This is a genomic window from Duganella sp. FT27W (genome assembly GCF_009295655.1).
GTDB classification, from domain to species: Bacteria; Pseudomonadota; Gammaproteobacteria; order Burkholderiales; family Burkholderiaceae_D; genus Rugamonas; species Rugamonas zoogloeoides.
In genome coordinates this window covers 473,177-497,380 of the sequence record NZ_WHIV01000005.1, presented here as the reverse complement: position 1 = coordinate 497,380, position 24,204 = coordinate 473,177, and the positions used below count along the sequence as shown (strand labels likewise).

Annotated in this window: 19 protein-coding genes and 2 tRNA genes; 9 read left to right on the top strand and 12 right to left on the bottom strand. The window is 57.7% G+C overall.

The genetic code is table 11. From position 1 onward, the window contains the following. Nucleotides 1-51 precede the first annotated feature (51 nt). Both F8197_RS24130 and F8197_RS29500 read right to left on the bottom strand, forming a co-directional pair. Nucleotides 52-477, bottom strand: coding sequence for a type II toxin-antitoxin system HigA family antitoxin (locus tag F8197_RS24130; protein ID WP_152884157.1), 426 nt, complete (start codon nt 475-477; stop codon nt 52-54). Beyond that, nucleotides 465-719: a type II toxin-antitoxin system HigB family toxin gene (locus F8197_RS29500; protein WP_227012416.1), complete on the bottom strand. Its 255-nt coding sequence runs from the start codon at nt 717-719 to the stop codon at nt 465-467. The genes F8197_RS24130 and F8197_RS29500 overlap by 13 nt, the downstream gene beginning before the upstream one ends. 394 nt (nt 720-1,113) lie before the next feature. Here F8197_RS29500 and F8197_RS24120 point away from each other — a divergent pair, with 394 nt between their 5' ends. Beyond that, on the top strand, nt 1,114-2,247 hold the full coding sequence (locus tag F8197_RS24120) for a PQQ-dependent sugar dehydrogenase (protein WP_227012388.1): 1,134 nt from the start codon (nt 1,114-1,116) through the stop codon (nt 2,245-2,247). Nucleotides 2,248-2,476: 229 nt separating this feature from the next. On the opposite strand, the gene F8197_RS24115 is transcribed toward F8197_RS24120, so the two are convergent. Then, a tRNA-Ser gene (locus tag F8197_RS24115) sits at nt 2,477-2,566 on the bottom strand. A gap of 306 nt (nt 2,567-2,872) precedes the next feature. Between F8197_RS24115 and F8197_RS24110 the strand changes: the two genes are divergently transcribed. Beyond that, a complete protein-coding gene (locus tag F8197_RS24110; RefSeq protein ID WP_152884154.1) occupies nt 2,873-4,921 on the top strand; it encodes a hybrid sensor histidine kinase/response regulator in 2,049 nt (682 codons plus the stop codon). A 65-nt stretch (nt 4,922-4,986) separates the two neighbouring features. On the opposite strand, the gene acs is transcribed toward F8197_RS24110, so the two are convergent. After that, the gene (gene acs, locus F8197_RS24105) at nt 4,987-6,975 is read right to left on the bottom strand and encodes an acetate--CoA ligase (protein WP_152884152.1); all 1,989 of its coding nucleotides are present in this window, start codon (nt 6,973-6,975) and stop codon (nt 4,987-4,989) included. Between the two features lie 239 nt (nt 6,976-7,214). On the opposite strand from acs, the gene F8197_RS24100 reads away from it, so the two are divergent. The 6 genes from F8197_RS24100 to F8197_RS29210 all read left to right on the top strand — a co-directional run bounded on the left by F8197_RS24100 (nt 7,215) and on the right by F8197_RS29210 (nt 11,421). After that, the gene (locus F8197_RS24100) at nt 7,215-7,814 is read left to right on the top strand and encodes a YqhA family protein (RefSeq protein ID WP_056137462.1); all 600 of its coding nucleotides are present in this window, start codon (nt 7,215-7,217) and stop codon (nt 7,812-7,814) included. 45 nt (nt 7,815-7,859) lie between these two features. Next, on the top strand, nt 7,860-9,389 hold the full coding sequence (locus tag F8197_RS24095; protein ID WP_056137463.1) for a fumarate hydratase: 1,530 nt from the start codon (nt 7,860-7,862) through the stop codon (nt 9,387-9,389). Further along, entirely contained in the window at nt 9,389-10,228 is an 840-nt protein-coding gene (murI, locus tag F8197_RS24090) for a glutamate racemase (RefSeq protein WP_152884150.1), read from the top strand. The genes F8197_RS24095 and murI overlap by 1 nt, the downstream gene beginning before the upstream one ends. A gap of 117 nt (nt 10,229-10,345) precedes the next feature. Next, a tRNA-His gene (locus F8197_RS24085) sits at nt 10,346-10,421 on the top strand. 369 nt (nt 10,422-10,790) lie between these two features. Beyond that, entirely contained in the window at nt 10,791-11,147 is a 357-nt protein-coding gene (locus tag F8197_RS24080) for a hypothetical protein (RefSeq protein WP_373996964.1), read from the top strand. Between the two features lie 148 nt (nt 11,148-11,295). Then, complete coding sequence (locus tag F8197_RS29210) at nt 11,296-11,421, top strand: hypothetical protein (protein WP_019921624.1); 126 nt, start codon at nt 11,296-11,298, stop codon at nt 11,419-11,421. Nucleotides 11,422-11,501: 80 nt separating this feature from the next. Here F8197_RS29210 and F8197_RS24075 read toward each other — a convergent pair whose 3' ends face one another. From F8197_RS24075 to dusA, 5 genes are all read right to left on the bottom strand, one after another. Continuing rightward, nucleotides 11,502-11,915, bottom strand: a complete 414-nt coding sequence (locus F8197_RS24075; RefSeq protein ID WP_152884147.1) for a hypothetical protein — start codon at nt 11,913-11,915, stop codon at nt 11,502-11,504. A gap of 143 nt (nt 11,916-12,058) precedes the next feature. Further along, the gene (locus F8197_RS24070) at nt 12,059-12,388 is read right to left on the bottom strand and encodes an energy transducer TonB (protein WP_082488529.1); all 330 of its coding nucleotides are present in this window, start codon (nt 12,386-12,388) and stop codon (nt 12,059-12,061) included. Between the two features lie 54 nt (nt 12,389-12,442). Next, on the bottom strand, nt 12,443-12,781 hold the full coding sequence (locus F8197_RS24065; RefSeq protein ID WP_152884145.1) for an energy transducer TonB: 339 nt from the start codon (nt 12,779-12,781) through the stop codon (nt 12,443-12,445). Between the two features lie 112 nt (nt 12,782-12,893). Then, nucleotides 12,894-14,660: a methyl-accepting chemotaxis protein gene (locus tag F8197_RS24060; RefSeq protein ID WP_193333555.1), complete on the bottom strand. Its 1,767-nt coding sequence runs from the start codon at nt 14,658-14,660 to the stop codon at nt 12,894-12,896. 438 nt (nt 14,661-15,098) lie between these two features. Further along, the gene (gene dusA, locus F8197_RS24055) at nt 15,099-16,118 is read right to left on the bottom strand and encodes a tRNA dihydrouridine(20/20a) synthase DusA (RefSeq protein WP_152884143.1); all 1,020 of its coding nucleotides are present in this window, start codon (nt 16,116-16,118) and stop codon (nt 15,099-15,101) included. 157 nt (nt 16,119-16,275) lie between these two features. On the opposite strand from dusA, the gene F8197_RS24050 reads away from it, so the two are divergent. Then, on the top strand, nt 16,276-17,121 hold the full coding sequence (locus tag F8197_RS24050; protein ID WP_152884141.1) for a hypothetical protein: 846 nt from the start codon (nt 16,276-16,278) through the stop codon (nt 17,119-17,121). A gap of 135 nt (nt 17,122-17,256) precedes the next feature. Here F8197_RS24050 and F8197_RS24045 read toward each other — a convergent pair whose 3' ends face one another. The 3 genes from F8197_RS24045 to F8197_RS24035 are packed head-to-tail and all read right to left on the bottom strand — an operon-like array spanning nt 17,257 to nt 23,367. Beyond that, on the bottom strand, nt 17,257-18,453 hold the full coding sequence (locus F8197_RS24045; protein WP_152884139.1) for a GIY-YIG nuclease family protein: 1,197 nt from the start codon (nt 18,451-18,453) through the stop codon (nt 17,257-17,259). Continuing rightward, nucleotides 18,446-20,569: a DEAD/DEAH box helicase gene (locus F8197_RS24040; protein WP_152884137.1), complete on the bottom strand. Its 2,124-nt coding sequence runs from the start codon at nt 20,567-20,569 to the stop codon at nt 18,446-18,448. The genes F8197_RS24045 and F8197_RS24040 overlap by 8 nt, the downstream gene beginning before the upstream one ends. Continuing rightward, the gene (locus tag F8197_RS24035) at nt 20,566-23,367 is read right to left on the bottom strand and encodes a DNA methyltransferase (protein WP_152884135.1); all 2,802 of its coding nucleotides are present in this window, start codon (nt 23,365-23,367) and stop codon (nt 20,566-20,568) included. Before F8197_RS24035 ends, F8197_RS24040 begins: the two co-directional genes overlap by 4 nt. Between the last annotated feature and the right edge of the window lie 837 nt (nt 23,368-24,204).

Below are 24,204 nucleotides of genomic sequence, written 5' to 3'. Positions count from 1 at the left end.
TGCGGTGCATACACGCCTTGCGGTTCTGAAAGAACAGTGTTCAAGCTCAGGTTAAGCGACGAACACACTGGCTGGAACATTGAAGCGTTTGGACAATGCTTTAATTTGCCGCACGTTCAGCGTGCGTTTCCCATTCAGGATTTCGGACACCACGCCTTGGGTGCCAATTTCTTTCATGTCTGATTGCGTGAGTTGATGCTGTTCCATCAGCAACCGCAAGATCGCCGCTGGTGGCACGGCCTGGAGCTTGAAATGCTCGTTATCGTAGTCGCCGATGAGGTCGCCGATGCTGGCTACCAGTGCAGCAAGTGGATGATCTTCGTTGGCAGCTCCCGATTGCAACAGCGTGTTCAGCACCGCTACTGCACGGTCGTAAGCGGCCTCATCCTGAATAGCGTGGAGAGGTACAAGGCCAGACAACGCTTGATAGTGCATCGTGATTTCTTCAACGATGTTTTCACTGATTACGGTTTCCATGAGTCGTACTCCTTGTGCGTCAGCACTTTCAAGATGTATAGCCGTTGCCCATTGAAATGGATCGATGTGATGATCCGATACTTGTTCCCCCCGATGTTAAACACATGGTATTCACCGACGCGATCTGTAGCGTTGAAGACGGACTTCAGGTCGGCGAAATTGAAAAACGCTCGTGATTCAACAGTTTTTCGCCATGCCTGAAGTGGCTCTCGTGACGGGGGATGAATCTTGGCGAAGTCCATCAATGCCTTGTTGGAAATAATTCTCATGGTGAGCACCACAGAAAAATAGATTATCTCAAATTGAGATATATTGCAAACCTGTGAAAATTTCTTTACATGCGTTTGACAGCGCGGAGAAGATCAAGTTCAGGCCCAACTTGCGGAGCGTCTGCAATAATAGTTTTGCTCTACACTTCCCAACGCCCTATGGACCAGCAGCGCCGGCGCATACTTCTCGGCGCGTGTGTGGCGGGGGCACCACGATCGGGAAGTATCTGGCCGGCGTGCCCAATCCGAACGTTCGGTGCCGTCGAAGCGACCGGTCTGGCAGCATCCGCACACCAAACCGGCGCGAACCGGCATACTGTTCGTCCGAACAACCTGACATCAATCCGAAAATGGAGATCTGGAAAACATGAATTTGAACATGCTCGGCGTTGCCACCACTTTCTCGCTCACCCTGCTCGCGTTGACCGCACCGGCAGCCGCGAACGCGCAGGCCAGTGCGTCCGCGACCGGCGGCCTGCCTTTCGAGGTCAAGCCGGTCGGCACCTTCAAGAACCCCTGGGCCCTGGCATTCCTGCCCAACGGCAATGTGCTGGTGACGCAAAAAGAGGGAGCGCTGATCCTGTTCGATCCCGCCACCGGCACCAAGCGCACCGTATCGGGCACACCCGCCGTCAGCAGCAAGGGCCAGGGCGCGCTCATGGACATCGTGCCCGCGCCCGATTTCGCAACCAGCAAGCTGGTCTACTTCAGCTACTCCGAGGCGAGTACCGGTGCCAACAGCCGGGTCGTGCTCGCCACCGCGACACTGGATCTGGCAGGCGGCGCTCTCAAGGATACAAAAGCCATTTTCCGCGGCCAGGAAGCTTCGACTGGCGGACACTATTCGGGCCGTATCGGCTTCTCGCCGGATGGTAAGTATCTGTTCTTCACCAGTGGCGACCGCCAGCTTCTCGAGCCGGCGCAGGATCCCAAATCGACGCTCGGCAAGGTGCTGCGCCTGAACCTCGACGGCACGCCGGCCGCCGGCAACCCGCTCGCGGCTAAAGGCTTCGACGCAGCCATCTGGTCGTATGGCCACCGCAACCTGCTGGGCATCGCCTTCGACAAGCAGGGGCGCCTGTGGGAAATGGAAATGGGGCCGCGCCACGGCGACGAGATCAACCTGATCAAGCCAGGCCTCAACTATGGTTGGCCGAAGGTGTCGAATGGCAGCCACTACGACGGCCGGGACATCCCCGACCATGCGCCCGGCGACGGCTTCGAGGCCCCAAAAGTGTCCTGGAATCCGGCCATTTCGCCAGGTGGCCTCGCCTACTACGATGCGGACCTGTTCCCGAAGTGGAAAAATTCCCTCTTTATCACCGGTCTCTCGGGCAAATCGCTGGACCGCATCGCCCTTGACGGCGAGAACGCAACTAAAAAAGATCATTGGGACATGGGCGAACGCATCCGCGCCGTACGCACCGGGCCGGATGGCGCGCTGTGGCTGCTGGAAGACGGTTCGAGCGGCCGGTTGCTGATGCTTACGCCGAAGAAGTAAGACAGCGATTGCTCCAAATAGAAAAGCTTGATCAGGTGTAAACCGCGCGCCCACGGCGCGCGACGCCGCCGCTCGCGCGGCGGCAGATGGGCGATTCGAAGCGGCACGCCCCTGCAGGGGCGAGGCCTTCGAATTCCCCTCGCAGAGCGCGCAGGCGCTCTGCTTCTCTCCGCCACGAAAGAAATGCAAAAAGGCCACCCGAGGGTGGCCTTTTTTACATTTCTATTCTTGGCGGAGAGAGGGGGATTCGAACCCCCGATAGGTTTGACCCTATACACGCTTTCCAGGCGTGCGACTTCAACCGCTCATCCACCTCTCCTGCAACTCTTCCCCTCTCGGAGAAGCCGCAGATTATAGCAAGAAATCCACACAGCACCAACTTTATTTGGCAACTTCCTCAGTGATAGCGAATTCATAAGCTACAATATCGAGGTCTCTGCCCGATGCCGCTTTGCGGCCCACACCTGCGTGGCTGCGACCCCGACCTCTGCCTGGTCCCTGATCCCGCCCTGGCTACCGCTTTTCCGCGTGTAAACGCGCGAGCGTGTTGCATGCAACAACTCCTAACAACGTTACCGTGCGCCCTACCCGGGCGCCGGCAAGCATCGGGTTTCAGAGATCAGTCATGACCAGTTCGCTCTCCTTTCTTGATAATGGTGGTGCAGTCGGCGCCTTGATGCGCGCCCATGACTGGACCGCCACGGCGCTGGGCGATCCCCACACGTGGCCGCAATCGCTGCGCTCCTCCCTCTCGGCTTGCCTCAATTCCCCCATTCTTGGCGCGGTGCTGTGGGGGCCCGACCTGTGCATGTTTTACAACGATGCGTACGCCGAGTCGCTGGCCGATCGCCATCCGGCCGCGCTGGCCCAGCCGGTTGCCAGCGTGTGGGGCAGTGCCTGGGATAAGGTGGCGCCTGATTTCCAACGGGCCATGGCGACCGGCCTGGGCTTCTCGCACAATTATGTCGAGCTGATGATTTACCGCCACGGCCGGCGTGAGAAAACCTTCTGGAACTTTGTCGCCGCGCCCATCGTTGGCGAGGACGGCTCGGTCGTCGGCCTGCTCAACCAGGGGCAGGAGATTACCGAACAGGTCCGCAAGGACCGCGAGATTCACACCGCCCAGGCCACCCTGGTGCGTACCGTCGATGAGCGCACGCGCGACCGCAATCGCCTGTGGGAGCTGTCGGCGGACATCATGCTGCGCTGCGGTTTCGATGGCCGCATCAATACCGTCAATCCGGCGTGGCACGACGTGCTGGGCCTGGACGAGAGCGAGCTGGTTGGCGCCAACCTGCTCGACCATATCCATCCCGACGATATCAACCGCACTGCCGATGCCGCACGCATTCTGGCCGAGGGTGGCTCGGTCACGCGCTTCGACAACCGCTACCGCCACCAGGACGGCAGCTACCGCTGGATTTCGTGGTCGATCCGGCCCGATGCCGAGAACATCTATGCAGTCGGCCGCGATGTCACCGCCGAGAAGGAACAAGCCGAATTGCTGCGCTCGGCCGAAGATGCGCTGCGCCAGGCGCAGAAGATGGAGGCGGTCGGCCAGCTGACCGGCGGGCTGGCGCATGATTTCAACAACCTGCTGGCCGGCATCCAGGGCAGCCTCGACATGATCTCCCAACGCATCGGCCAGGGCCGCTATGGCGACATCAAGCGCTATGTCGATGTGGGCAGCGACGCGGCCAAGCGCGCGGCCTCGCTCACCCACCGGCTGCTGGCCTTCTCGCGCCAGCAAACGCTCGATCCCAAGCCCACCGACGTCAACCGCCTGGTGCGCGGTATGGAAGACCTGGTGCGGCGCACCGTGGGGCCCGCCGTGCAGGTGGAGGCGCATGGTCCCGACGATTTGTGGACCGCGCTGGTCGATCCGTCACAGCTGGAAAATTCGCTGCTCAACCTGTGCATCAACGCGCGCGACGCCATGCCCGAAGGCGGCCATATCCGCATTGCCACCGCCAACCACTGGCTTGACGGCGAAGCGGCCGAGGCCGACGATTTGCCGGCCGGCGAATACCTGTCGCTCAGCGTGCAGGATACCGGCACCGGCATCGCGCCGGAGGTGATCGCGCGCGTGTTCGAACCGTTCTTCACCACCAAGCAGGTTGGCGAAGGCACCGGGCTTGGCTTGTCGATGGTGTATGGCTTTGCCAAGCAGTCGGGCGGCCACGTGCGCATCTATTCGGAGCCGGGCGTGGGCACCACCGTCTGCATCTACCTGCCGCGCCACGACGGCGTGGCCGACGCTGGCGACACCGGCCAGAAAACCTCCACCGTAGCGCGCGATGTCCGTAGCGCCACCGTGCTGGTGGTCGATGACGAGCCCAGCGTGCGCCTGCTGATCGCCGATATCCTGGCCGACCTCGGATGCACGGTCCTGCAGGCCGGTGACAGCGCCGCCGGGCTGGCGGTGCTCGAATCGGGCGCGCCGATCGATTTGCTGGTGAGCGATATCGGCCTGCCCGGCGGCATGAACGGGCGCCAAATGGCGGAGCGGGGAATGCGGATCAAGCCGCGCTTGCGCGTGCTGTTCCTGACCGGGTATGCGGAAGCTGCCGTGCTGGGCAACGGCAAGCTGGCCGAAGGCATGGCCGTGATGACCAAGCCGTTCGATATCGATGTGCTGTCGGAGCGGGTTGCCGAAATGCTGGCCGGCGCCTGAACCATCTTCGTCGGCCGGCATGGCGAAGATGGCGGCGGCGCTGCCGCCACCACCGCCCACTGCTGCTACGACGCCTCTTTCAACTGCTCCAGGATGGCCGGGTTTTCCAGCGTGGAGACGTCCTGGGTAATGGTCTCGCCCTTGGCCAGCACGCGCAGCAGGCGGCGCATGATCTTGCCGGAGCGGGTTTTGGGCAGGTTGTCGCCGAAGCGGATTTCCTTCGGCTTGGCAATCGGGCCGATTTCCTTGCCCACCCAGTTGCGCAGCTCCAGCGCCAGCTTTTTCGCATCGTCGCCGGTCGGGCGCGCCTGCTTGAGCACCACGAACGCGCAAATCGATTCGCCGGTGGTATCGTCGGGACGGCCCACCACGGCAGCCTCGGCCACCAGCGGATTGGCTACCAGCGCCGATTCGATTTCCATCGTGCCCATGCGGTGACCGGACACGTTCAATACGTCGTCGATGCGGCCGGTGATGGTGAAGTAGCCGGTGTCCTTGTTGCGGATGGCGCCGTCGCCAGCGAGGTACATCTTGCCGCCCAGTTCATCCGGGAAGTAGCTGGTTTTAAAGCGGTCCGGGTTGTTCCAGATGGTGCGGATCATCGACGGCCATGGACGCTTGACGACCAGGATACCGCCCTGCCCGTTCGGCACATCGACACCGGCTTCATCGACGATGGCCGCCATGATGCCCGGCAGCGGCAAGGTGCACGAACCCGGCACCATCGGCGTGGCGCCCGGCAGCGGGGTGATCATGTGGCCGCCGGTTTCGGTTTGCCAGAACGTGTCCACGATCGGGCAACGCTCGCCGCCCACTTGGGTGTAGTACCACATCCAGGCTTCCGGATTGATCGGCTCGCCCACCGTGCCCAGCAGGCGCAGCGACGACAGGTCGTAGTTTTTAGGGTGCACTTTCGGATCCACGTCCGATGCCTTGATCAGCGAGCGGATCGCGGTCGGTGCAGTATAGAAAATGCTGACCTTGTGCTTGGCGACGGTGTCCCAGAAGCGGCCGGCGTTCGGGTAAGTCGGCACGCCTTCGAAGATCACTTGCGTGGCGCCCACGGCGGTGGGGCCGTAGGCGATATAGCTGTGACCGGTTACCCAGCCGATGTCGGCGGTGCACCAGTACACGTCGGCCGGCTTGATGTCGAACGACCATTTCATCGTGAGCGCGGCCCACAGCAGGTAGCCGCCGCTCGAATGCTGCACGCCTTTCGGGGTGCCGGTGGAGCCGGACGTGTAGAGGATGAACAGCGGATGCTCAGCATCCACCCATTCCGGTTCGCAGTCCGCCGACTGGTCGGCCACCAGGTCGTGCAGCCAGATATCGCGGCCTTCGTTGAAGCCAACATTGCCGCCCGTGCGCTTGTAGACGATGACGTCCTTGATGGTGTCGCAACCGCCCAGCGCCAGCGCTTCGTCAACGATGGCCTTCAGTGGCAGCTGCTTGCCGCCGCGCAGTTGCTCGTCGGCGGTGATCAAGGCCACGGCGCCGGCATCGATGATGCGTTCCTGCAGCGACTTGGCGGAGAAGCCGCCGAACACCACCGAGTGGGTGGCGCCGATACGGGCGCATGCCTGCATGGCGGCCACGCCCTCCACCGACATCGACATGTAGATGATGACGCGGTCGCCCTTCTTGATGCCGCGCGACTTGAGGCCGTTGGCAAATTTGCAGACTTTTTCGTGCAGCTCTTTGTAGCTGACATTGACCGACTTGCCGTCGTCCGCCTCGAAGATGATGGCGGTCTTGTCGGCGTTGCCGTTGGTCAGATTGCGGTCGAGGCAGTTGTACGACACATTGAGCTTGCCGCCTTCGAACCATTTGTAGAACGGCGCGTCGTCTTCGTTCAGGGTGCGGGTAAATGGCGTTTGCCAGGACAGGTGTTCGTTGGCCAGGCGCGCCCAGAAGCCTTCGTAGTCGGCTTCGGCTTCTGCGCACAGCGCGTTGTAACCGTCCATGCCCGACACGGTGGCCTGGGCCACGAAGGCTTCTGGCGGCGTGAAGACGCGGGTTTCCTGTGGGCCTTGCTGGGTGGTAGTGCTGCTCATACTAGTCTCCGTTGTTGGAATCGTTTGCTACAAACATAAACTTGATCGCTTACTGAGCCCTTACATGGGGTTAGTACCGGCCGGCGCTCCGGATAGTGGAGGTGATTCTATCAATATTTCGCCTGTGGTAAGGGCACACAAGGAGCCCATACGGGGCCTACGCAGCGCTGCGGCAGGCGTGCTGCGCGTGTAGAATGTCGCCATCTTATAGTCTGCACCATTTCCTGGAGTATTGCGCAATGACCGAGCCGAACAAAAAACTGGCCCCGATTCCCGCCTTCATTTTCATGTCACGCTGGCTACAATTGCCGCTGTACGTGGGCCTGATCCTGGCCCAGTGCGTGTATGTTTTCCACTTCTGGGTGGAACTCAAAGACCTGATCGGCGCCGCCATGGGCAATGATGCCGCGCTCCAGCACATCATCCAGGCTGTGGCCGTTCCCAATACCGTCGCCCCTACCCGCCTCAACGAAACCACCATCATGCTGGTGGTGCTGGGCCTGATCGACGTGGTCATGATTTCCAACCTGCTGGTGATGGTGATCATCGGCGGCTACGAAACCTTTGTCTCGCGCATGAACCTCGACGGCCACCCCGACCAGCCCGAATGGCTGTCGCACGTAAACGCCTCGGTGCTGAAAACCAAGCTGGCCATGGCCATCATCGGCATCTCGTCGATCCACCTGCTGAAAACCTTTATCAACGCCAATGCCTACGAACCCAAGGTGCTGATCGCGCAGACCGCGATCCACGTTGCGTTCCTGCTGTCGGCCATGGCGATTGCCTACACCGACCGCCTGACCACGCTGACCTACAGCGAAACCAAGTATCCGAAGTAACCGCTGGCTCACCACCGGCACTCCCATCCACCACGCGAGAACATCATGACCATCATAAAGCAAGAAGACCTGATCGAATCGGTTGCCGCCGCCCTCCAGTACATCAGCTATTACCATCCAGCCGATTACATCGAGCACCTGGCGCGCGCGTATGAATCCGAACAGAGCCCGGCCGCCAAGGACGCCATCGCGCAGATCCTGACCAACTCGCGCATGTGCGCGGAAGGCAAGCGCCCGATCTGCCAGGACACCGGCATCGTCAACGTCTTTCTGAAGATCGGCATGGGTGTACGCTTCGAAGGTTTCAGCGGCACCGTCACCGACGCCGTCAACGAAGGCGTGCGCCGTGCGTATAACTTCGACGACAACAAGCTGCGCGCCTCGATCGTGGCCGACCCGCACTTCGACCGCAAGAACACCAAGGACAACACGCCAGCCGTGGTCCACATGGAACTGGTCGAAGGCAATACCGTGGACGTCAAGGTCGCAGCCAAGGGCGGCGGCTCGGAAAACAAATCCAAGATGATCATGATGAACCCGTCCGATTCGCTGGTGGACTGGGTACTGAAAACCGTGCCGACCATGGGCGCCGGCTGGTGCCCGCCGGGCATGCTCGGCATCGGCATCGGCGGCACGGCCGAGAAAGCCATGCTGATGGCCAAGGAAGTGCTGATGGAAGACATCGACATGTTCGAGCTGAAACAGCGCGGCCCGCAGAACAAGCTCGAAGAACTGCGTATCGAACTGTGCGACAAGATCAATGCGCTGGGCATCGGCGCCCAGGGCCTGGGCGGTCTCACCACCGTGCTGGACGTGAAAATCATGATGCACCCGACCCACGCAGCCTCGAAGCCGGTCGCCATGATCCCGAACTGCGCCGCTACCCGCCATGGCCACTTCGTGCTCGACGGCTCCGGCCCTGCGTACATGACCCCGCCGCCGCTGTCCACCTGGCCTGATGTGTCGTGGGCGCCGGACACCGAGAAATCGAAACGCGTCGATCTCAACACGCTGACGAAAGAAGAAGTCGCCTCGTGGAAACCGGGCCAGACCCTGCTGCTCAACGGCAAAATGCTGACCGGCCGCGATGCTGCCCACAAGCGCATCCAGGACATGCTGGCCAAGGGCGAAGAACTGCCGGTGGACTTCAAGAACCGCGTGATCTACTACGTCGGCCCGGTCGATCCGGTGCGTGACGAAGTCGTCGGCCCTGCCGGCCCGACCACCGCCACCCGCATGGACAAGTTCACCGACATGATGCTCGAGAAAACCGGCCTGATCGCCATGATCGGCAAGGCCGAGCGCGGCCCGATCGCCATCGAATCGATCAAGAAACACCAGTCGGCGTACCTGATGGCCGTGGGCGGTTCCGCCTACCTGGTCTCCAAGGCGATCAAGGGTGCCAAGGTGCTGGGCTTTGCCGACATGGGCATGGAAGCGATCTACGAGTTCGACGTGGAAGACATGCCGGTGACGGTGGCTGTCGATGCGGCCGGCACCTCGGTGCACAACACCGGTCCGGCGGAATGGAAGGCCAAGATCGAGCAGCTGAACGTGCCCATCGTTACTGCCTGATGAACGACCTCCGCCCATATCCAGCCGAGTGCCCGATCGGCGTGTTCGACTCGGGTGTGGGCGGCCTGTCGGTGCTGCGCCATATCCGCGCGCAGCTACCCGCCGAACACCTGCTGTATTTTGCCGATTCCGGCCACGCGCCGTACGGCGAAAAGACCGAAGAATTTGTCGTCGAGCGGGCGCTGGCCGTCACGGCCTTCCTGCTCGACCACGGCGCCAAGGCGCTGGTCGTGGCCTGCAACACGGCCACCGTGGCCGCCATCAAGGCGGTGCGTGCGCGGTACCCGGAGCTGCCCGTCGTCGGCGTGGAACCGGGCCTGAAACCCGCCGCCGCCGCCAGTCGCAACGGCAAAGTGGGCGTACTGGCCACGGCCCGCACGCTCAAGGGCGAAAAATTCCTGCAACTGCGCGAACACATCAGCGCCACCACCCACGCGCAATTCCTGCTGCAACCGGCCGTCGGCCTGGTCGATCAGATCGAACTGGGCGACCTGCAAGCACCAAAGATAGCCGCCATGCTGGAGCAATACGTGGCCCCGCTGCTGGACCAGGGCGCCGACACCCTGGTGCTCGGCTGCACCCACTACCCGTTCGTGCGCAGCGGCATCGAACAGGTGCTGGCCGCGCATGACCGCGCCGACGTGGTGCTAATCGACACCGGCGACGCCGTCGCACGCCAGCTGGGGCGGCTGCTGGAAACAGGTGCGCTGCTGCGTGCGGCCGCGCCCGCTGCCCCGGCCACGTTGCGCGGTTTCACGACAGCCAGGCCGGCAGCATTGTCGGCCGCCTTCCGCGCCCTGCTCGACCTCGATCCGCCGGTGGCAGCGGCCGACGTCTAGAAAAAACGGCGGTTGCGCAAAAAACCTCGCATTTAGATTTGCAGGTTTCCAAAGTGGCTTGTATAATGCGGCACCTGCCCAGCAAACCGCGAAGCAGGCGAAGTTAGTAAGACAGTGGTGGCTGTAGCTCAGTTGGTAGAGTCCAGGATTGTGATTCCTGTTGTCGTGGGTTCGAGCCCCATCAGCCACCCCAAAGAATTATGTGAAAAGCCCGGTTCAGCCTAATGCGAACTGGGCTTTTTGCTTTGGCTTTGCCAAATCGACGTCGCCGGTACCGGTCTCGATCCGCATTGAGAGCATGGTCGGTTGCCGGCCGCGGTGCTGCCGCCCTGCCAGAGCTGGTGGTCAAATCCGTGGGTGAGACACTGCGTTACAACATTCATTGAAAGTCTATTTCCATAGGGAACTAGAATAGCGCTACAATGAAGCTGTGTCGCCGAAAGAACGCGACGTAACACTCCCACCCATCATGTCCGAAGAAAAATCCATCTCTGAAGTTTCCACCTACAGCAAAGATACGCCTGTAGGACGTCCCGACACGGACGGTCGCGCCGGCGTGTTTGTGCCTTCCGCCCTGTTCGAGCCATCGACCAACGCCGCCATCCGCAGCGGTTCCGGCATTGTCGGTTTCGGCAATCCGGACGGGTCGCTGACCGTGTATTTCGAGTCCAACCGTTTCGATGAAGGCGGCTTGCACAAGTGGGAGCACAAGGCGCGCAAGGCCTACGACCGCATGGTCATGGCCGCGCCCACCGTCTCCAAGGCCAAGATCGATGCGCGCTACCTGGACCAGGTCGGCATCATCGACGGCATGGGCATCACGCTCAAGCAGCCAGACCGCCTGACCCAGTGGCTGGAACTGTGCGACAAGCTCGATACCGCGCCGGCCTCGTCGATCACGGTCTGGAAAAACCGCTAACAGCACCTCGAAAGTTGACTAAAAGATAGACTCAAGCTGTTGTCCTACAGAACGTCGGACGTTTGGCTGATCCCTCCTACGCAACAGCTGGCTTATCCTTTAGTCATCCGATAACTCTGTCGGAAACTACTTTGAACAGGAGCCGGTCATGGCACGCTTTTTCCCCCACGCAGTCGGAACATTGCTTATCTCGTTGGCAGTCGCCTCGACCTTCGTGCTGGTCACTGAGAACGCGCTCATGAATCAGTCGGTGTCGGTTTACCACTTGCGCTAAAACCAAACCGCCAACTCCTGAAGCAAAAAATCCCGCAGCGCCTGCATGGCACTGCGGGATTTTTTTACGTGTACCGACGCTTAACGACGCCAGCCGCCGCGATGGCCACCATAGTAACCGCGACCGCCGCCGCCCCAGTAGCGGCCGAAGCCGAAGTTCAGGCCGATCGACACGGGCGGATAGTAGTACGACGGCGCCGGCTGGTAATACACGGGGGCCGGCTGGTAGATCACCGTCGATGGCTGGGTGATGTACGTGGTGGTGGTGACGGGCTGCTCGGTATATACCACGCGCGAGCTCGACTGCGGCGGCAGCTCTTCGGTGGTATAAACCGGTCCGGACGACTGCCCCGGCGCCCGGTCGGACGGCGTGACGGAGACCGTGCGCCACTGGTAGGGGTCGTGAACGACCCGGGTGCTGGTGTAATAAGGTTGCTGGGTAGCGCATCCCGTCAGCGCCGCCAGCACGCCGACCACTGCAAAGATCGATTTCATCGCCAATTCTCCTTGTTCAGAATCACACTATAAAAGGAAGTGTAGCGCGAAAGCAGCGCCATTACAGCTTGTTACACGGTGCGTGCCGTGAAATGAAAAAGGAGCCGCAAGCGGCTCCCCTTTTGTACGCAACAACTATCCAATCAGTCGAGTTTCCATGCGTAATCGACCTTGGTCCAGGTTTCAGCTGGCGCGCCGTCCTTGGTGCCTGGTTTGAACTTGCAGGCGGACAGGGCCTTGATGGCAGCCTTGTCCAGGTTCTTGAAACCGCTGGTCTTCTCGACCTTGGAGTCGGCCACCGAGCCGTCCGGCTTGACCAGGAACGACATCGACACCGTGCCCTGCTCTTCGTTCATCAGCGACGCTTTAGGATATTCGGCCTTGCAGTTCTTGGAGTCGAAGCTGGCTGGCACTTCGGCGGCAAATACGGCTGGTGCGCTCGATACGAGAACCGCTGCAACCAGACCCAACATACGCTTATTCGTCATCATGATTTTTCCCCTATGGATAATGTGGCGGTTCAGGTGTTACAGCTTCCAGCTATAGTCGACCTTGGCCCAGGTCTGCGCGACTGCGCCGTCCTTGGTGCCCGGCTTGAATTTGCAGGCCGACAGTGCTTTCATGGCGGCTTTGTCGAGGTTCTTGAAGCCGCTCGATTTTTCCAGTTTGGAATCAACAACGTTACCGTCCGCGCCAACCAGGAAGGCCATCTTGACGTCGCCCTGCTCTTCGTTGATCAGCGACGCTTTTGGATATTCAGCCTTGCAGTTCTTGGCATCGATGGTTGCCGGAACTTCTGCAGCCATGGCGGCAGCGGAGGTGGCGGACAGCAGGAAGGCGGCGATTACGGTCGAAAACTTGGTCATTTAATTTCTCTCAATTATTCTTAACAACGTTAAAGGTTCGGGTTCCCGGCCCGCCTTGGCGTTCCCACCATCACGCAACAACGTGACAGCAGCCCGGGCAATACTTAAATCGTTAAAACTCTTCCCACTCGTCAGCGCTGGCGGTGATGGTCGCGTTGACGACTTTCTTCGGCTTGGCTGCCGGTGCGGGCGCTGGCTTGCTCGCCAGTTTCTTTACCGGGGCACGGGTTGCGGCGGCGATCGGCTTTACTGCTGCCTTCGCTACTGCGACTTTCGGGGCTGGCGCATATACCGGAGCAGTTGCGCGCTCCTCGCCTTCCACCAGCTTGAAGATGCTGACGACGCGGGACAACTCGTCGGCCTGATCTTGCAAGCTCTTAGCTGCGGCGGCGGATTCTTCCACCAGCGCGGCGTTTTGCTGGGTCATGCTGTCCATCTCGATGATCGACAGGTTGACTTGTTCGATACCGGCGCTCTGCTCCTGGCTGGCGTTGGCGATCTCGCTCATGATGTCGGTCACGCGGCGCACCGACGATACGACCTCTTCCATCGTCACACCGGCCTGGCCGACCAGCTTGGTGCCGGCGCCAACTTTTTCCACCGAGTCATCGATGAGCATCTTGATTTCTTTGGCGGCGCCAGCGGAACGCTGCGCCAGGTTACGCACTTCGGACGCCACCACCGCAAAGCCACGGCCTTGTTCGCCAGCACGGGCTGCTTCCACCGCAGCGTTCAGCGCCAGGATGTTGGTCTGGAAAGCGATGCCGTCGATCACGCCGATGATGTCCACGATCTTCTTGGCCGACGCGTCGATCGAGCTCATGGTGTTGACCACTTCCGAGACCACCTTGCCGCCCTTGATCGCCACATCCGATGCAGCCGAGGCCAGCTGGTTGGCTTCCCGGGCGTTGTCGGCATTCTGTTTCACGGTCGAGGTCAGCTCTTCCATGGCAGTCGCGGTTTTTTCCAGCGAACTCGCCTGCATTTCGGTACGGGCCGACAGGTCGGTGTTACCGGCGGCGATTTCGCGGGTGGCGGTGCCGATGGTTTCGGTGCCGGAGCGAACCTGGCCCACGATATCGACCAGGCTGTCGCGCATTTCACGCATTTCGTACAGCAGGCTGCTCTTGTCGGTGGTGCTGGTGTTGATCGCTATTGCCAGGTCGCCATTGGCGATGCTGCTGGCGATGGCCGAGGTGTAGGCCGGTTCGGCGCCCAGCTGTTTCAGCAGGCCACGGGTAATCACCACGGCTGCGCCCACCGAGATCGCCACGGCCAGCAGGCCCACGATGATCATGAAGGTACGACCGCTGGCGAAGCCCTTGGCGGCTTCCACTTGCATTTCGGCGTTCAGCTTGTCTTCCAGGGCACCTAACTGGTCCAGTGCGGCCATCCACTTGACTTGGGCCGGACGGATTTCCTTGATCAGCACACGGGTGGCGGCTTCGGCCTGTCCGCTCACCCACAGGTCAGTTGCCTTGGCGATGGCCGGCATGGCAATCGCTTCCTGTTCCTTGATGGTGGCCAGCAGGGCCTTCTCTTCAGGCAGGGCTTCAACGGCGAACTTGGCGCTCAGTTTGTTTTGTGAATCGGCGTAGGCCGCTGCCAGGGCTTTGACATTGCTCAAGTCCTTGGCCATGTCGTCCGGATCGCTCAGCAGGGTGAGGATACGCAGCGTGCTGACGCGGGTAGCAACATTGGTGCGCATGTCGGTCACCAGGCGGGTGACAACGTTGTTGACGCTGATGACGTGATCGAGGCGATCCTGGATTTGTGCCATGCGGAAGATGCCAACCGTGGTCACCGCGACCAGGAAGATCAGGACCAGGGCGAATCCGAGGCCCAGGCGCATGCCAACTTTCATTTTTGCTAAATTCATTTCGTCTCTTCGTAAGTGACACTGTTGATAAGAATTTGCCCTGAACGGCCTGTCGGGGGGTAGGACACAGCCAATCCAAACATTGCAGCTAAGAAACAAAACATGACATTAGCAAACAATGACTGCGAATGCAAAATTTGGCGCCCCACCAGCGTCGCGTTGTCGTTTTTGCGTCGCAATACACACACGAAAGACGGTGGATAGAGGTGTATGGAAAGGATTATAGAGGCAAATTTTTCCGCAGGGCAAGTAAAAAATATCTAGATGCACTGGAAACATAATTTCTGAGTGGAAATTCCAACACTTGAAAATTATGCTTGCTAGTCACCCAAATAGTTGGATGAAAGTGTCATTGAAAACGCGGCGCCGGGAGGCGCCGGTGGTGGTGCGGAAGTGTCAGGGCATTGCGGCGAAAATCAGGCAGGAATCAGGCTGGAATCAGGCATAACCCAGGCGGGCTGCGGCCTGGCGCACCAGGGTGGCGTCGCCGGTCGCCAGTTGCTTCGAGTCCGACAGGGTCTGGCGGAACGACTTGGCGCCCGGCAAACCCTGCATCAGGCCCAGCATATGACGTGTAATCGAATTCATCTTCAGGCCGAGCGGGCCGTACTGCGCCAGCTGCGCCTCGATGTACGGGATCATCGCTTCGAGCACTTCGGCGCGCGATTTCGGCTCGGTGGTGGCACCGTAGTAGCGCTGGTCGAACGTGGCCATCAGGAACGGGTTGTGATACGCCTCGCGGCCCAGCATCACGCCATCGACATGGCGCAGGTGCTCGTCGATCTCGGCTTCGGTCTTGATGCCGCCGTTGATGATGATTTCAAACTGCGGGAAATCACGCTTGAGGCGGTAGGCGAAGTCGTACTTGAGCGGCGGGATTTCGCGGTTTTCCTTGGGCGAGAGCCCTTTCAAGATGGCGTTACGCGCGTGCACGATAAACGTGGTGCAGCCCGCGTCCGCCACGGTACCGACGAAATCGCGCACGAAATCGTAACTTTCGGTTTTATCGATGCCGATGCGGTGCTTGACGGTGACGTCGATATCGACCGCGTCGCGCATGGCTTTCACGCAATCGGCCACCAGTTGCGGCTCCGCCATCAGGCAGGCGCCGAACGCGCCCTTTTGTACCCGCTCGGACGGGCAACCGCAATTGAGGTTGATCTCGTCGTAGCCCCACTGCTCGCCCAGTTTCGCGCTGGTGGCCAGGTCGGCCGGGTCGCTACCACCCAGTTGCAGCGCGACCGGGTGTTCTTCGTCGTTGAAGCGCAGGTGCCGTTCGACGTCGCCATACACCAGCGCGCCGGTGGTGACCATCTCGGTGTACAGCCAGGTGTGCTGGCTGATATGGCGGTGGAACACGCGGCAGTGGCGGTCGGTCCAGTCCATCATGGGTGCCACGGAAATCCTTCGAGCGCCCATTTTCTCGGTATGTACTTGATTTTCAAACGTATATTGCATTTTTTTAACTTCTTAAGACTTCATTAAAGGCTCACGATTTCTCACGATTTCTCACGATTTTTCACTTCCAACTGCCACAACTTTTGCCACACACCTGATCGTTCCTCTAAGATAGTTTTTGTCGAAAACTTTTCTATAAAGAACCAAGGAGTGATTAATGGCAACTATTCTACCAATTGGCGACAAGTGGCAAGCTAGGATTCGAAAGCACGGATTTCCATCGATGTCTCAGAACTTTAACAAAAAGCAAGACGCGATTGCATGGGCAAAGACGACAGAGGCCGACATGATAACCCGAAAAATCATACCGGGCCTGAGTACCGGTGCGATCCGAATTGCCAGTGTTATCGACAAATACATCGAGGAAGCCATCGAGGTGAAGAGTCTCAAAGCCCTCAAGGCAGCGAAGAACGCGGCGTTGAGCGAACGCCTTACTGCTGAAGATGCAACTTTGTCGCCTTTCGGCAAAGACAAAACTTTCACCATGGTAAGGTTAAAGCGAACAATCGGAGACAGCCTAATAAAGAACATCGATGAGCACTACCTGTTGGACTTCATTAAGATGCGGATGCCTGACGCGGGCGGCGTTACGATCGGAATGGACCTTGGGTACATCAAATCCATCCTTGATTTTGCGCGACGGGTTCTTCGGCTCTCGATCAATCCTACTGTCGTGGACGATGCGCGCACACACTTTCCTCGACTCGGACTTGACCCCAAATCGGAAGAACGCACGAGGATGCCAACAGAAGCCGAAGTGGCCCTGCTGCGGGAATACTATGCGAATAAGAAACGGCAGAAAATCCCGGTTCCCGTCCTGATAGACTTTGCGCGTTCGACAGCGATGCGATTGGAGGAAATTACCAGCTTGCGTTGGTCTGATTTGAACGAAATAGATAAAACAATCTTGGTCCGAAATCGAAAAGACCCACTGCCGGACGCCTCAAGCGTGCAGCAAGAATGGCGCAAAAAGCTCGTCAGACCCAGCGCGGGGCTTGGGTGAAACGCTAACTATGCGAACGGCTCCCACCCACGCAAAAATAGCAAACGAGTGCCTGACGAGAATACGGCTGCAAGGCTCAGCAGTGCGTCCAGTAATCACCAGAGAAATAAGAAGTGTGGCACTTCGCCGCCGCCATCACTGTGGCTGGTCGATCAGGCTGGCCGTCACAGGATCGTACATCACGCTGGTGATCGAACCATCACGAATGCGCTGAACCGCTTCATCAATGACCTGAAGCGGCACCAAGAACCACTCCCGTGGTTTGACCGGATTTCCAAAGCGGTCATCAATCGTCAAGTCAAGCTGAGCCTGCCCAAACAGGCGATGAAAGATGCTTTCCAATTTGATCCGGCTCAGATTGTGCAACTTATAGGTGGCGACCACCTCCACCGCCGCCAGCAGGTACGTGGCATCTTTTTCTGCACCAGCAATACGCGTCTCCACCTTGCCGCCGGTCACGCCAATCTTGTGAATTAATTCGCGGTGCTCCGCGACGAATGGATGACTCGACTGGCTGCGCAGAACATAGATGGTGCCGGATTCAATGTCATCCGGCTCCTTCGCGCTACCAAACAATGGGCCATCATCTTTAATGATCAGGCGGCGGCCTACGGGCGCGTCTCCATCAGGATAAAGCGAACGCGAAAGGGATCGCAATAACAGATTGCTTTCGGTATGGTTATCAAAGATGACGCGCAGTCGCGGGTTATCACGGCCATCCTTGGTTTTAGTGCCTTCATACATTTCGGCTACATAAGCTGTCTGGCCGCCAACGATAAAGAAATCTCCCAATTCAATACTGGCGTTCTTCACAAAGGGCTTGGTCATCCAAGTACCCGCCTTGAGACCCGCATCAGCTGCCTCAAACAAATGCTTGAAGTGATCGAAATCCTTACAGGGCGTGCGGTCAGCAATTTCCTCGGCCGCCTTGATTTCGACGTAAGAGCGCACATGGCGCAACACCGTAATGTCGCTCTGATCATCGGGAGCCATATCAATCCCCAACTCTGCCAGCAATGCGTCCTCGTCCATAGAGTCCACATCGAGCGGGGCCGCCACTCCAGACAGCAGTCCCGGACCATCTAATTCGGCAAGCAGTGACTGGGCTGCCGGTAACTTACGAAGTTGATCTAGACGCGCGGCATAAAGGCGCTCGAAGATGTCACGACCTTCACCGTGATGTGGGATGCGGCCATGTGCCTGTTGGAAGCTCAGAATGTCCTCGAAGCCGGCAATAATGCGCTCTTCACGAGGTGTACGGCTGGAGGTTTTTAGCGGCGTGACTTCTACGCCCAACGCGTCCAGCAAATCGTCATCGTTCATATCAGCCATGATCTGATTCTCCTTGCTCCTGGGCCGCCTTGGCTTTTGCCTGCGCGCGGTAGCGAGCGAGCGCGGCAATGCCTTCTGCCATGCGTTTTTCCCATGCATCAGCGGAATTCAGGTCTGGCAACCGCCCGCGCTCAGTCTTGAATTGCAAGGCGCGCTTCGCCAGTTCGCGGGCTTCGTCCTCGGGAATGCTCAGCTTCTTGGCGGCGATGCTGGCCTGCACCTGACGCAGTGATTTTTCATCCATCGCTTTCGCCAACACGGCATAGGCGGCATCAAAGGGATTGATGCGGTCGATCAGGTCGATGTCCAAGTCGCGCACGTTGACGAATTTGCGCACCCCGTCCAGCAATGCAGTGCTCCCTTGCACTGCACTGCCGTTGGCATCGCCCTGCGCCAACGCCAACTTTGCCTGCTGCGTGATGTTCATGGCGGCAATTGCGTGTTGGCGAATGGCCTCTTGGTCGGAGTCGCTTAAATCCGGGTAACGCTCCCGCACGATCTTGCCCATGCGTAGCTGAGTAAGCTCTTCCGGCAAGGTATTTTCCTTATCGAACAAACCTCGTTCCAGCACAGTCTTGTCTTGCAAGAAATTGGTGACCACTTCGTTCAGGTCTTCCTTGCAGATGCGCGTTGCCTCCGAACTTTGTGGCGTTACCAGTCCATTGATCTCCACGTGATACTGACCTGTTTCCTGATTGACGCCAACATTGTGCCCACCCTCCTTGTAGCCAGATTCGCCGTAGTCGAAACCATCCTTCGGCCCAGCGTTTTTCGGCGTGAACTCATAGCGCGGCGCCAGCACTTGCTCCATCAACAAGCTGGCAGAAATAGCCTTGAGCATGTCATTCACGGCTTCGGCCACGGCGGATTGGTCGGCTGTTGGCTCTGCGATCAGATTGGTGAAACGTGATCGTTCCTTCCCTTCTGCATCACGGGTGGCGCGGCCAATGATCTGCACGATCTCTGTCAGACTGCTGCGGTAGCCGATGGTCAGTGCATGTTCACACCAAATCCAATCAAAGCCTTCCTTCGCCATACCCAGCGCGATGATGACGTCCACGTTATCGCGATTGTCTTTTTGCGCAGGGTCTTTCAATGCGGTGAGTACCTTGGAACGCTTGGCTGGATCGCTGTCATCCACCAGATCGGCGACTTTCAGGGTGCTACCATCCGCCGCCTTCACGATATGGAAGCCGGTAACTGGATCAACGCCTTTCCATTCGCCCAAGCCATGCATGATTTCATCAACCTCGCGCTGCTTGTCTTTGAGGCTTTCACGGGCATTCACATTCGGAATATGGATAATCGTCTTCAACGCCGGGTCCAACACCTTGGTGATTGCATCAACGTAAGGTCCCGTGTAAAAGAAGTAGCCTATGTCCAGTGATTTAAGCCAACGGTAGCCGTTCAGCTGCTCGTAGTAGGTGTACGTGACGGTCTCGAATTTGGCCTCGTCTGCAGGCCCCAGCACTGCCTCGCTGTCGCCCCGAAAATAGGAGCCGGTCATAGCAACTACATGCACCTTGTCGCGGGCGATGAGCGCGCCCAACTGGCTGCCCAGCTTGTTGTCGGGATTGCTGGAGACATGGTGAAATTCATCGATTGCGATCAGGCGGTTATCGAACGCTTCGATGCCCAGCTCTTCGACTGCAAAGCGGAACGTGGCATGGGTGCAGACCATCGCCTTGTCGGTACTCTCAAGGAACTTACGCACAGCGTCAACCTTGGATTTCGCCACTCGTGGCTCGTCCACGCCAGGCGCGTTGCACAGGTTCCATTGTGGGGCCACCTGCCAATCCCAATAGAAGCCATACTTACTTAGCGGTTCATCGGCAAAGCTGCCACCAATGGAACGTTCCGGCACCACAATAATCGCCTGCCGCATGCCTTGATTATTGAGCTTGTCCAGCGCGACAAACATTAATGCGCGGGACTTGCCTGAAGCCGGTGGAGATTTAATTAGCAGATATTGCTCGCCACGCTTGGCGTAGGCGCGCTCCTGCATGGCTCGCATTCCCATCTCATTGGCTTTGCTTGAAGCGCCTGTATGTGCCGTTGTGATGGACACCGACGGCACAGTGTATGCGTTGGTTGGATTGTTGAAGTGTTCGTTCATGCTGCTTTCTTTCCCCGGGTCGTTTTTGTGGAGGGCTTTGTAGTTGCAACCGCCATCTTCGAATAAAGTTCAAACAGTTTTCCCAACCGCTCGGTGTCGTTCTTGAAACGACGACCGATATAGATGCGTTCCAGCACCTCATCGTTGCGCTCGTGGGCACGACGCAGGTTATCCGGCATACGTTCAGGGTTGTACAGTTCGGCGATCGTGGCGGGGAAGTGAGCTTCACGCGCCAGCAGTATGTCCTCTGCACAAGCGGTCAGGTCGACCTTATTCTGCTCTGTGAGCAATGGCACAGGGAAAGTGTTCCAACCGATAGTGTTGGAGTAGCGAAAATCTGTTTTCATTTTGCCGCAGACCGTTCCAATCCAAACTAGGTGCACACGCGACGCCATCAGAGCCAAATTCCAAAGAGGCGCGTCATAAAGAGCGAAAGCTAGATTTGTAATCGTTGAATTATTATCAATTAACCCCGCCGGCAAATACTCCCGATCTTCAGATGAAACGCACGGCATAACAATTGTATGCTTCATCCCTATATTTTTTTCCCGCATTTGATGTGAATACGCAGCCATGTCGTTGGCGCCTTTGTCCGGACTCGCTAGACGCATCGCACGCACACCTTCAATGCGCTGCCGGATAGCTGCAATGTGCATTGCTGCATCTAGGTCGCAGTCTTCAATCCATAGGCAATAGCGCTCTAGACCCCGAATGAACTCCGCTGACCCATAAATGCGGCGAATAAAACGGGCATGCTGCTCTCGTGTCAGACCAAGCGCATTGAGTTCATCCCTAGACAGCAGCAGATGTCCACCGTCGTAGGGCATATTGCCACGTAGCATTTCCGTCAATTCGCCATAGGGACGGGATGCCTTTTCCACCATCACATTGCTTCCCGAGACCAAGTACGCGTTGATGTACTCCACATCCTTCACATCTACCACGTCGGCCTCGCTACTATTGGCGATGGAATATAAGCGTCCAAGCGCTTTGGTTTGCGACGATAGACCTACTATCGCCACAGTCACACCCGCGTTGTGACTGGCTAAATTGGCCCATTTGAAGGAGGTGTGGGCAAATACAATTTTATTGCCGGTGCTGAAAATCAGTGGCCAGAGAATGGGCACCTGCTGCCCCTGACAAATAGAATTGGTGGATACAAAAGCAACAACGGCTTTTGTCTTCTCAATATAATCAGCAGCCTTCATGAACCAGCCTGCTACATAGTCTAGCGATTTCCAGTTTTTGCAACGGTGACCAAAAATAGCTTTGAGGTCATCTTTTTGTTCAGCCGATTGCCATGTGCTACCCAAATAGGGCGGATTGCCGCAAATGAATGTTTCGCCACCTTGATTTTCAAAGTCGATTTCAGTTTGATTCAATGGGGTACCGAACAGATCGTCCGCTACCAGCTTCACACCCGTTCGGTCAGCATCCATTAAACCTAACCAATCCAAACGTAGTGCGTTGCCACAGATAATCCAGTTCTGTGTATTAAGCGGCAAGAATTCAAGCAGCGCGTCCTTCTGTCCGCGATATAAAACATCGCACTGGAATTCTGCAATGATCAGCGCCAGCCGTGCAATCTCTGCTGGAAAGTCGCGTAGCTCTATGCCTCGGTAGTTGGTCAACGGAATCTCGCTGCCAAGATGTAATTCGTCACGACGGCGGTTAATTTCTGCCTCGATTTCACGCATCTGTTTGTAGGCGATGACCAAGAAATTACCAGAGCCACACGCAGGGTCAAACACACGGATGTGCGCCATGCGCTTACGTAGGTTCAGTAGCTTGATCTTGTTATCACCGGCATCATTCAATTGCGATCGCAACTCATCTAGAAACAAGGGATTAAGCACCTTGAGAATGTTAGGCACGCTGGTATAGTGCATGCCCAAGGCACCACGTTCATCATCATCGGCCACCGCTTGAATCATGCTGCCGAAAATGTCAGGATTGATCTTCTTCCAGTTAAGATTGCCGGCATGGCTTAGATAAGTACGCGCCATTCGGGTAAAGCGCGGCACTTCGGTGCTGCCGGAGAAAAGGCCCCCATTGACATACGGGAAGGCATTGGCCCAGGTCGGCAAGCGCGGTTGGACGGTATCACGATCGGAAAGCTTGACATTCATCGCGCGAAAAATTTCAGACACTACATCATGTGTATTAGTCCCATCGCGCTCGCTCATTTGCTCCACGGTTTTAGTGAACAGACCATCGCCATCGAAAATATCGGTGTCTTCGGCAAAGAAGCAGAATATTAACCGTGCCATGAAGTGGTTCATGTCGGCTCGGCGATCTGCCTTCGCCCATTCAGGGTTTTCCCCAAGAAGTTCGACGTAGAGCTTGTTCAGCCGACCAGTTGCGCGTACGTCGATGGGATTGTCCCTGATCTCCTTGATGGTCGAGATACCGGCCAGCGGCAAGAAAAACCCGAAGTGGTTGGGGAAATCCGTATATGCGCAGGTGACCGTTTCGCCGCTGACCAGCTCTTCGGCTTCAAGGGTTTGACCATCCGTAGCGAGGATGAACTTAGCCTTGGCCTTTGTGGTGGCCGAGCTGGCGCGCAATACATTCAGGGTTGCGCCCACGGCGCCGACTTCGCATACCGCGATATGAATATTGTTGCGTTGGAGTACGCCCCTAGCCACGTCCGAGGTGTTATTGTTACCCGTGCGCAAACGCTTGAGGGCTGTTTCCTTGTTACCGAACGCCTGTAGGAATAGGTATGGGAACTCCGTAGGGTCAAACGGCAGGAGCGCCAAGTCTGAAATTGCTGATTCGATTTCTACTGCATTCATGGAACACTCTGGTTATCCGACGAGGCACACTTGGGTCTAGAGTGTTGGCTCATAAGTAATTAAAAAGGGCAAGAAGTATGTGCGATTTTAGCATCTGGCTTCTGAAAAAACCCTCTTCGATTAGGTATCTCTCGCCGAGTGAAAAAAGGTGCATTGTTCGGCGTGACTAGCATCCGTTTGAGGGCCTCAATTCCGGGCACCAAACGTCACTGGCGGCGCGCCAAAATCAACTGGCCTTGTCGTCCAACTTCCACTTATCCAACCAATCCGCCCATGCCTGCATCATCGTGGCGCGATGCGCTAGATAGTCCGCTTGATTGTACGTTCGCCGTACTATATGGTGACGAGGAATCTACCCAGCAGCAATCCCCAGCTCATCGCAAGCTTGGCTGAGCGTAATGGTTAATTTTTGATACTTCATCCCCAGAAAAACTGTCGCGTTCATCATTTCCTCATGAAAAATTCAATGAGGAAAGATTAGCAGCTCAAGTCAATCAGTTTTCCCGAACGAACGTCACACCGCCATTTTTTTGATTTCTGTGCTGAAATATTTTCTATCGAAAATAATTATTCGATAGCAATTTTAATTTTGACATCGAGGATGCTGAAGTGCGGAAACCTCGAAGGGGGAAGTGTTGTTTTTCTGTGGCACAACATGGCAACAGCCACAAATAACTGCCACAACATTTCAAAATCCTTTGATTTATAACGATTTTTTATCTTAATTCAGTCCAGTCCATCATCGGCGCCACGGACAGGCGGCGGCCCGGCACGGGGGCGGCGTCGGCGGCAATGTCGGTGGTGTGCGGAGCGGGAGTGGTCATGGCGGCAACTGCT